The following is a 7254-nucleotide window of genomic DNA, read 5'->3' as shown; positions in this document are numbered from 1 at the left end:
TCCCATTCGGGGATTTCGTGAGCGGGGGTTCGCGATGAACGCAGGGATGGTGCGCGACCGGCGGCGGCAGCGGGTGTTGGCTGCGCTGGTGTTGGCCGCCACGGTGGCCGCTTCCGGCAGCGCCCGGGCCGCCGCGCCGGTCGCGCCGCCCTCACCCGGTTCGACCTGGACCGACTCCGGCCAGGGCACCGTCAGCGCCGGGATTCCGCTGCCGCAGGGTCGCTGAAGAAAAGTTCCTCTAGGTTGTCGATGCCGGCGGACCTCGCGCGTCGAGGAGATAGCGGGGTCGCTCGGATCCCCACAACCGACAGGACGCGACATGGCTGAATACCTGGTGCTGATCTACGAGGACGAGACCGGCTGGGAGGCGGGCGGCGCCGAAGCCTGGGCACAGGGCATGAAGGACCACATGGAGTTCGGCCAGAACAACGGCGCGGCGATCAGGGGCGGCAACGCGCTACAGCCCACCGGGACCGCCACCTCGATCCGGGCCAACGGGACCGCGGTCACCGACGGGCCGTTCGCGGAGACGAAGGAAGCCCTCGGCGGCTACTACCTCATCGAGGCCCCGGATCTGGACGCGGCGATCGCGATCGCCAAGCAGGTGCCGCACCGCTTCGGCGGCGTCGAGGTGCGCCCGGTGATGGTGTTCGACCAGTCCTGAGGTGAACGACTCGGCCGCGGTCGCCACGGCGCTGGCCGACGCGCACCGCCGCGAGTGGGCCTTCGTGCTCGCCGCGACGGTGCGCGTCACCCGCGACCTGGACCTGGCCGAGGAGTGCGTACAGGACGCCTACGCGAAGGCACTGACCGTGTGGGCCACAGGCGGCATCCCGGACCGGCCCGGTGCCTGGCTGACCACCACCGCACGCCGCCGCGGCCTGGACCTGCTGCGGCGCGCGGGCACCGCCCGGCGCGCGCTGCCCCTGTTGCTCGATGACGACACCGAACCGGGCCCGGACGCGACGCCGGACGCCGGCCCGGTCGTCGATGACCGACTGCGGCTGATCTTCACCTGCTGCCACCCGGCGCTGAACCCCGAGGCACAGGTAGCGCTGACCCTGCGGCTGTTGTGCGGCCTGTCCACCGCGGACACCGCGCGGGCCTTCCTGATCAGCGAGCCGACCATGGCCGCCCGGATCACCCGGGCCAAGAAGAAGATCACGGGAGCGCGCATCCCCTACCGCGTCCCGCTGGCTGCCGACATTCCCGAGCGGGTGGCCGGGGTCTGCGAGGTACTGCATCTGTTGTTCACCACCGGGCACACTGCGCCGGACGGTGAGGCCTTGGTCCGCCGTGAGCTCACCGAGCGCGCGCTGGACCTGGCCCGACTGCTACGTGGGTTGCTGCCCGAGGACCCCGACGTGGCCGGGTTGCTCGCGCTGCTGTTGCTCACCGACGCGCGGCGGGCGACGCGCACCGACGCCGAGGGTCGACTGCTGCTGCTCGCCGACCAGGACCGCACCGCGTGGGACCGGTCCGCGATCGATGAGGGCCTGGCGCTGGTCCGCTTGGCCCTGGCCGGTCGCCCGACCAGCCGCTACGCGTTGATGGCCGCGATTGCCGCGGTGCACGACGCGGCTCCGGAGTGGGCGGTGACCGACTGGGCGGCCATCGTCCGGCTCTACGACACCCTGCACACGGTCTGGCCGTCCCCGGTGGTGGCGCTGAACCGGGCGGTGGCCATCGGGTTCGCCGACGGTGCGGCCGCGGGCCTCGACGCGCTGGACGCGCTGGCCGACGAACCGCAGCTGGCCGGCTACGGCTACCGGGCCGCAGCCCGTGCGGACCTGCTGCGCCGGTTGGAACGCACCGTGGAGGCCCGGCTGGCGTATGAGGAGGCATTGGCGCTCACCTCGAATTTGACGGAGCGTCAGTTCCTTGAGGAGCGGTTGGCGGGGCTGCCCGGCGCGTGACACGCCCGAATCCGGAACCGACCAACAGCCCGGGGGAGGCCCCCGACACGGGAGAATGGACGCGTGGCCTACTACCGCGACACCGGCGTGGTGTTGCGCACGCACTCGCTCGGCGAGGCCGATCGGATCATCACGCTGCTGACCAAGCGGCACGGCCGCATCCGGGTAGCGGCCAAGGGCGTGCGACGCACGTCCTCGCGGTTCGGCGCCCGTCTGGAGCCGTTCAACCATGTGGACCTCCAGTGCGTGACGGGGCGCACCCTGGACATCGCCACCCAGGTGGTCACTGTGGACCCGTTCGGTGGGCAGCTGTCCCGCGACTACGCGCGGTGGACCGCGGGTAACGCCATGCTCGAGGCCGCCGAGCGGTTCACCGAGAACGAGGGGGACCCGGCGCTGCGCCAGTACCTGCTGCTGGTCGGCGGGCTGCGCGCGTTGGCCGACACCGCCCGCGACTCGGTGCTGCTGCTGGACGCCTACCTGGTCCGTTCGCTGGCGCTGGGCGGCTACGCGCCGAGCTTCGCCGAGTGCGCCGGGTGTAGCGCGCCCGGACCGCACCGGTTCTTCACCGTGCCCGGCGGCGGCGCGGTGTGCGCGTCCTGCCGCCCGCCCGCCTGCGCGGCACCCGGTGCGGAGACCCTGGCCCTGCTCGACGCCCTGCGTACCGGGGATTGGGAGACCGCCGAGGCCAGCGGCCCGCGGGCGCGTCGGGAGGGCAGCGGCCTGGTTGCCGCGTACCTGCAGTGGCACCTGGAACGCGGATTGCGTTCGCTGCGCCACGTGGAACGTGCAGTGATACCGGCGGATGGCGCAGCGCCGGCATGAGCAAGAAGAGCTATGCCGCGCCGCCGCCACATCCGTCCGGCGCCCGTCCGCCCCAGTTGCCCAAGGACCTGATCCCGCGTCACGTGGCGATCGTGATGGACGGGAACGGCCGTTGGGCCAAGCAGCGCGGCCTGGCCCGCACGGCCGGGCACGAGGCCGGCGAGGCCGCGCTGCTGGACGTGATCTGCGGGGCCATCGAGATCGGCGTGGGATGCCTGAGTGCTTACGCCTTCTCCACCGAGAACTGGAAGCGCACGCCGGATGAGGTGCGCTTCCTGATGGGTTTCAACCGCGACGTGATCCACCGCCGCCGCGACGAGTTGGACGCGATGGGCGTGCGGGTGCGCTGGGCGGGTCGACGGCCAAAGCTGTGGCGCAGCGTGATCAGCGAACTCGAGGACGCCGAGCGGCGCACGATCGACAACGACAAGATCACCCTGCAGTTCTGCGTGAACTACGGCGGCCGCGCGGAGATCGTGGATGCCGCGCGGGCCCTGGCCGCGGACGCGGCCGACGGAAAGCTACGACCGGACAAAATCGACGAGCGCACGTTCGCCCGCTACCTGGATGAGCCGGACCTGCCCGACGTGGACCTGTTCGTGCGCAGCTCGGGGGAGCAGCGCACGTCCAACTTCCTGCTCTGGCAGAGCGCGTACGCAGAGTTGGTGTTCCTGGACACGCTGTGGCCGGACTTCGACCGGCGCCACCTCTGGCACGCCATCGAGCTCTACGCCGCGCGGGACCGGCGCTACGGGGGAGCGCCGCCCAACCCGCCGCCGGCGGCCGGCCGCTAGGAACAGCTCGGGCAACGCCCGAAGATCTCCAGGGTGTGCGTCACGTCGGTGAACCCGTGCGCGGCGGCGACCTGATCGGCCCACCGTTCCACCGCCGGCCCGGCCACCTCGACCGCCCGGCCGCATTCCCGGCAGACCAGGTGGTGGTGGTGCCCGGAGCTGCACCGGCGGTACATGGACTCGCCGTCGTCGGTGCGCAGCACGTCCACCTGGCCCGCCTCGGCCAACCCCTGCAGGGTGCGATAGACCGTGGTCAACCCGACGTTCTCGCCCTGGCGCCGCAACTCCTCGTGCAGTTCCTGTGCGCTGCGGAAGTCCGAGACGGAGTCGAGCACCGCGGATACCGCAGCGCGCTGGCGGGTGGCGCGCTGCGGCGCCGTCGGACTGGTCATGCCGTCACCCCGTTCCGACTGTGCCCATTTGCGATGGCGTCACTTCGTTCCGTAGGGCTCGCCGGCGCACCACGCCGGCCAGGGCCAGACCGGTCGCGGTGACGGCGAAGCCGCCGATCGCCAGGACCACGATGCTCGGTCCCGACGGGACGTCAGCGTAATAGCTAACGACCACTCCGCTCAGCGCCGCGACCGTGCCCAGGCTGATCGCCAACGCGAACGTGGCCCGGAAACTGCGGGTGATCAATTGGGCGGTGGCCACCGGCACCACCATCAGCGCGCTGACCATCAGCACCCCGACCACCCGCATGGAGATGGTCACGGTGATCGCGGCGCTCGCCGCGATGCCGATGTTCAGGGCGCTCACCGGCAGCCCGGACACCCGGGCGAATTCCTCGTCGTGGCAGACCGCGAACAACCGCGGCGCCAACCCGATGGTCAACAGCAGAATCACCGTGGCCAACGCGACGATCGCCCAAAGTTCGTGCGGCGCCACCGTGGTGATCTGGCCGAACAGGTAGGAGGTCAACCGGGTCGCACTGCCCGCCGGGGCCAGTGAGAACAGCATCACGCCGCCCGCGATACCGCCGTAGAACAACAGGGCGAGCGCGACGTCCCCGCTGGTGCGGCCGTGCGCGCGGACCACTTCGATGATCACCGCGCCGATCACCGCGACCACGGCGGCGGTCGGGATCGAGGAGGTGCCCAACAACGCCGCCAGCGCCACCCCGGTCAGTGCGGTGTGTCCGATGCCATCGCCGAGCAGCGCGAGCCGCCGTTGCACCAGGTAGATCCCGATTGCCGGGGCGGCGAGTCCGACGGCAAGCGCGGCGAGTAGGGCCCGCTGCATGAACGCCGGCTGCAGCACCTCCGGCATCACGGCCAGGCCCCCGGCGGGGCGGTGACGGTGTGATGGTGCCCGTGCCAGGACGGGACGTGATCGGGCAGTGGCGGACCGTCGTGCATCACCTCACCGGCGCACAACACCAACGCCCGGTCGGCCTGCAGTGCGCCGAGTTCGTGGGCCACCAGCACCACCGTCCGCCCGGCCGCCGCCACCGCGGCCACCGTGGCGGCGAAGTCCTCCTGATGGCTGAAGTCCACCCCGGCCATGGGCTCGTCCATCACCAACAGATCGGGTTGGCCGGCCAACGCCCGGGCGATCAGCACGCGTTGCTGCTGGCCCCCGGACAACGCCGCCACGCTGTCCGCCGCGCGGTCGGCCAGGCCCACCTCGGTCAATGCCGCGGCCACTGCCGCGGTGCCGGACCGGCCCAACGGTCGCCACCACGGGGCGCCGGCCAGCAGGCCCGAGCGCACCACCTCGGCCACCGTGGCGGGCACCCCGGTGGTGGCGGTGCTGCGCTGCGGGACGTAGCCGATCCGGTGCCAGTCCCGGAACCGGGACACCGCAGTGCCGAACAGCGCAACCTCACCGGCGGCGGCCGGGATCAGCCCGAGCATCGCCTTGACCAGCGTTGACTTGCCCGACCCGTTGGGTCCGAGCAGCACGCTCACCCCGCCGGCCGGGAACCGGGCGTCAACCGCGTGCAACACCCGCCGACGGCCATAGTTGACGGTGAGTCCCCGTACCGCCGCCGCATCCGTCATGAAAACGATTGTCGTTACGATCTACCGGGGAGTCAACTCAGCGGCCGAGGTTGACGAACCCCACGACCACCAGGGCAATCACCACGCCCAGTCGCAGCACCCGCCCGGACGCCGGCGTCATCGGCCAGAACGCGGCGAGGAACCAGCCCAACGCCGCGGCCAGCGCCAGCAGCAGCACCAGACCGATCACGCCGCCCGCGACCAACCCGGCGAACAACACCACCAACACGGCGAGAGCCGGCAGGTATTTGGGCAGGCCCATGAGCCTGGCCAAGACCGGCGCGGAGGCCACCGCCACGCGGTTGGCCACGTTCTCATCGGGCACCCCCTGCCGCGACTGCGGGCGGATGCCCCGGGCCGGCGGTCGGGAGCCCCGGTTGGGCGGTCTGCGTGCCACGGGCCCATCCTGCCGCAGGTCAGTGGGCGTATTGCCGGCACGCTGACCGCCATGTTGCTCGTCGTCCCGTTTTCCGCCACCGGCGACCCCACTGCGCTGTTGGCCGAGGTTGACGCGGCGCTGGACGCCCTGGCCACCCGGCCCGGCTGGGTCCGCGGGCGACTCGGTCGCGCGGTCGACGACCCCGATCGGTGGGTGCTGACCTGCGAATGGACCGACATCGGCAGTGGTCGGCGGGGGCTGACCGCGGGGCTGATCCGCGAGGCGATCATGCCGTTGATGAACCGCGTACCGGACGCCGAATGCACCTACGAGATCGTCCGGTCGGTTTAGCGAATCTTCAAGGTCGGCAAGCGAAACCTGTAGTCGATGCAAGCCCCGTAGGCGCCGCCGGGCCCTGTGCCTGTCCCCGTCCCCGCAGGTAGGGTGGGCGCCTCCCACCCCGGTACGTGAGCTCGGAGTTCTGTTGTCTGCCGACCGCATCGAACAGATCGTCGGACTGGGCAGCCGGCGGGGTTTCGGGTATCCGTCGGCGGGCATCTACCGCGACCGACACGGCTCGGCCGAGGCGTTCAGCTCCACCTGGGACTACGGGCCCCTGGGCGTGGAGCTGAAGGAGAACGTGCGGCGACAGTGGTGGAAGGCCTGTGTGCAGGGCCGGGATGATGTCGTCGGCCTGGACGCGGCGGTGATCCTGCCCGACGTGGCCTGGCAGACCTCCGGACACGCCGACGGCTTCGGTGACCAACTGACGCAGTGTCAGGTGTGTCGGCGCCGGCTGCGGGTGGATGAGGTGCTGCTGGACGCCGCGGCACTGGCCGGCGGACTGGAGGCGCTGACCGCGGCCACCTGCCCGGCCTGCGACAGCGCGGGCGGTTTCGGCGAGCCGCACCCGGTCGACGGCGCGGTGCGCACCCGGTTGGACTTCGACGACGGTCAGCACGTCGTGCATTACCTGCGCCCGGACCCCACCCAGGGCATCTTGATGAATTTCGCGAACGTGGTGCGCTCGGCGCGGCGCAGGCCGCCGTTCGGTATCGGCCAGATCGGCCGGTCGTTCCGCAACGAGGCCGGGCACGGCGCCACGTTGTTTCGCACTCACGAGTTCGAGCAGATGGGGCTGGCCTACTTCGTGCCGCCGGGCACCGATGACGAGTGGCACCAGTACTGGATCGAGCAGCGGTGGGAGTGGTACCTGGATCTCGGCCTGCCGGAGAAGGATCTGCGCCGGCATGCCCGGGTGGCCGACCCCCGTCGGCCCGGTTCGGTGCGCACCGTGGACATCGAGTACCGATTCGGCTTCGACGACGCCACCTGGG

11 protein-coding genes are annotated in these 7254 nt (G+C 71.4%); 7 read left to right on the top strand and 4 right to left on the bottom strand.

The genetic code is table 11. The features are described from left to right. The 5 genes from VGJ14_16990 to VGJ14_16970 all read left to right on the top strand — a co-directional run. Positions 1 to 226 (top strand): hypothetical protein (locus VGJ14_16990; GenBank protein ID HEY2834127.1); only part of this gene is annotated, 226 nt, incomplete at its 5' end. 93 nt (positions 227 to 319) lie between these two features. Further along, positions 320 to 664: a YciI family protein gene (locus VGJ14_16985; protein ID HEY2834126.1), complete on the top strand. Its 345-nt coding sequence runs from the start codon at positions 320 to 322 to the stop codon at positions 662 to 664. A 1-nt stretch (position 665) separates the two neighbouring features. Next, positions 666 to 1916, top strand: a complete 1251-nt coding sequence (locus tag VGJ14_16980; protein HEY2834125.1) for a DUF6596 domain-containing protein — start codon at positions 666 to 668, stop codon at positions 1914 to 1916. A 63-nt stretch (positions 1917 to 1979) separates the two neighbouring features. Beyond that, complete coding sequence (recO, locus tag VGJ14_16975) at positions 1980 to 2741, top strand: DNA repair protein RecO (GenBank protein HEY2834124.1); 762 nt, start codon at positions 1980 to 1982, stop codon at positions 2739 to 2741. Further along, positions 2738 to 3535, top strand: a complete 798-nt coding sequence (locus VGJ14_16970; GenBank protein ID HEY2834123.1) for an isoprenyl transferase — start codon at positions 2738 to 2740, stop codon at positions 3533 to 3535. Before recO ends, VGJ14_16970 begins: the two co-directional genes overlap by 4 nt. Here the strand turns inward: VGJ14_16970 and VGJ14_16965 are convergent. The 4 genes from VGJ14_16965 to VGJ14_16950 are packed head-to-tail and all read right to left on the bottom strand — an operon-like array spanning position 3532 to position 5935. Next, a complete protein-coding gene (locus VGJ14_16965) occupies positions 3532 to 3927 on the bottom strand; it encodes a Fur family transcriptional regulator (protein ID HEY2834122.1) in 396 nt (131 codons plus the stop codon). The two genes, VGJ14_16970 and VGJ14_16965, sit on opposite strands and share 4 nt — an antisense overlap. 4 nt (positions 3928 to 3931) lie before the next feature. Then, complete coding sequence (locus VGJ14_16960; protein HEY2834121.1) at positions 3932 to 4804, bottom strand: metal ABC transporter permease; 873 nt, start codon at positions 4802 to 4804, stop codon at positions 3932 to 3934. After that, a complete protein-coding gene (locus tag VGJ14_16955; GenBank protein ID HEY2834120.1) occupies positions 4804 to 5538 on the bottom strand; it encodes a metal ABC transporter ATP-binding protein in 735 nt (244 codons plus the stop codon). Before VGJ14_16955 ends, VGJ14_16960 begins: the two co-directional genes overlap by 1 nt. Before the next feature lie 37 nt (positions 5539 to 5575). Next, positions 5576 to 5935 carry a DUF6703 family protein gene (locus VGJ14_16950; protein HEY2834119.1) on the bottom strand — a complete coding sequence of 120 codons (360 nt, stop codon included), beginning with the start codon at positions 5933 to 5935 and terminating at the stop codon, positions 5576 to 5578. Between the two features lie 51 nt (positions 5936 to 5986). On the opposite strand from VGJ14_16950, the gene VGJ14_16945 reads away from it, so the two are divergent. Next, positions 5987 to 6268: a hypothetical protein gene (locus VGJ14_16945; protein ID HEY2834118.1), complete on the top strand. Its 282-nt coding sequence runs from the start codon at positions 5987 to 5989 to the stop codon at positions 6266 to 6268. A gap of 133 nt (positions 6269 to 6401) precedes the next feature. After that, positions 6402 to 7254, top strand: an 853-nt coding sequence (locus VGJ14_16940; GenBank protein HEY2834117.1) for an aminoacyl--tRNA ligase-related protein, incomplete at its 3' end; no start/stop codon positions are given.

The organism is Sporichthyaceae bacterium, from assembly GCA_036493475.1.
Classification (GTDB): Bacteria; Actinomycetota; Actinomycetes; order Sporichthyales; family Sporichthyaceae; genus DASQPJ01.
The sequence above is the reverse complement of the archived record's forward strand: the minus strand, read 5'-3'. Positions and strand labels throughout refer to the sequence as shown.

Excerpts from the sequence above, each read along its gene's own strand:
- VGJ14_16985 (HEY2834126.1), top strand. The coding sequence starts at position 320 with ATGGCTGAATACCTGGTGCTGATCTACGAGGACGAGACCGGCTGGGAG.
- VGJ14_16970 (HEY2834123.1), top strand. The coding sequence starts at position 2,738 with ATGAGCAAGAAGAGCTATGCCGCGCCGCCGCCACATCCGTCCGGCGCC.
- VGJ14_16965 (HEY2834122.1), bottom strand. The coding sequence starts at position 3,927 with ATGACCAGTCCGACGGCGCCGCAGCGCGCCACCCGCCAGCGCGCTGCG.
- VGJ14_16960 (HEY2834121.1), bottom strand. The coding sequence starts at position 4,804 with ATGCCGGAGGTGCTGCAGCCGGCGTTCATGCAGCGGGCCCTACTCGCC.
- VGJ14_16955 (HEY2834120.1), bottom strand. The coding sequence starts at position 5,538 with ATGACGGATGCGGCGGCGGTACGGGGACTCACCGTCAACTATGGCCGT.
- VGJ14_16945 (HEY2834118.1), top strand. The coding sequence starts at position 5,987 with ATGTTGCTCGTCGTCCCGTTTTCCGCCACCGGCGACCCCACTGCGCTG.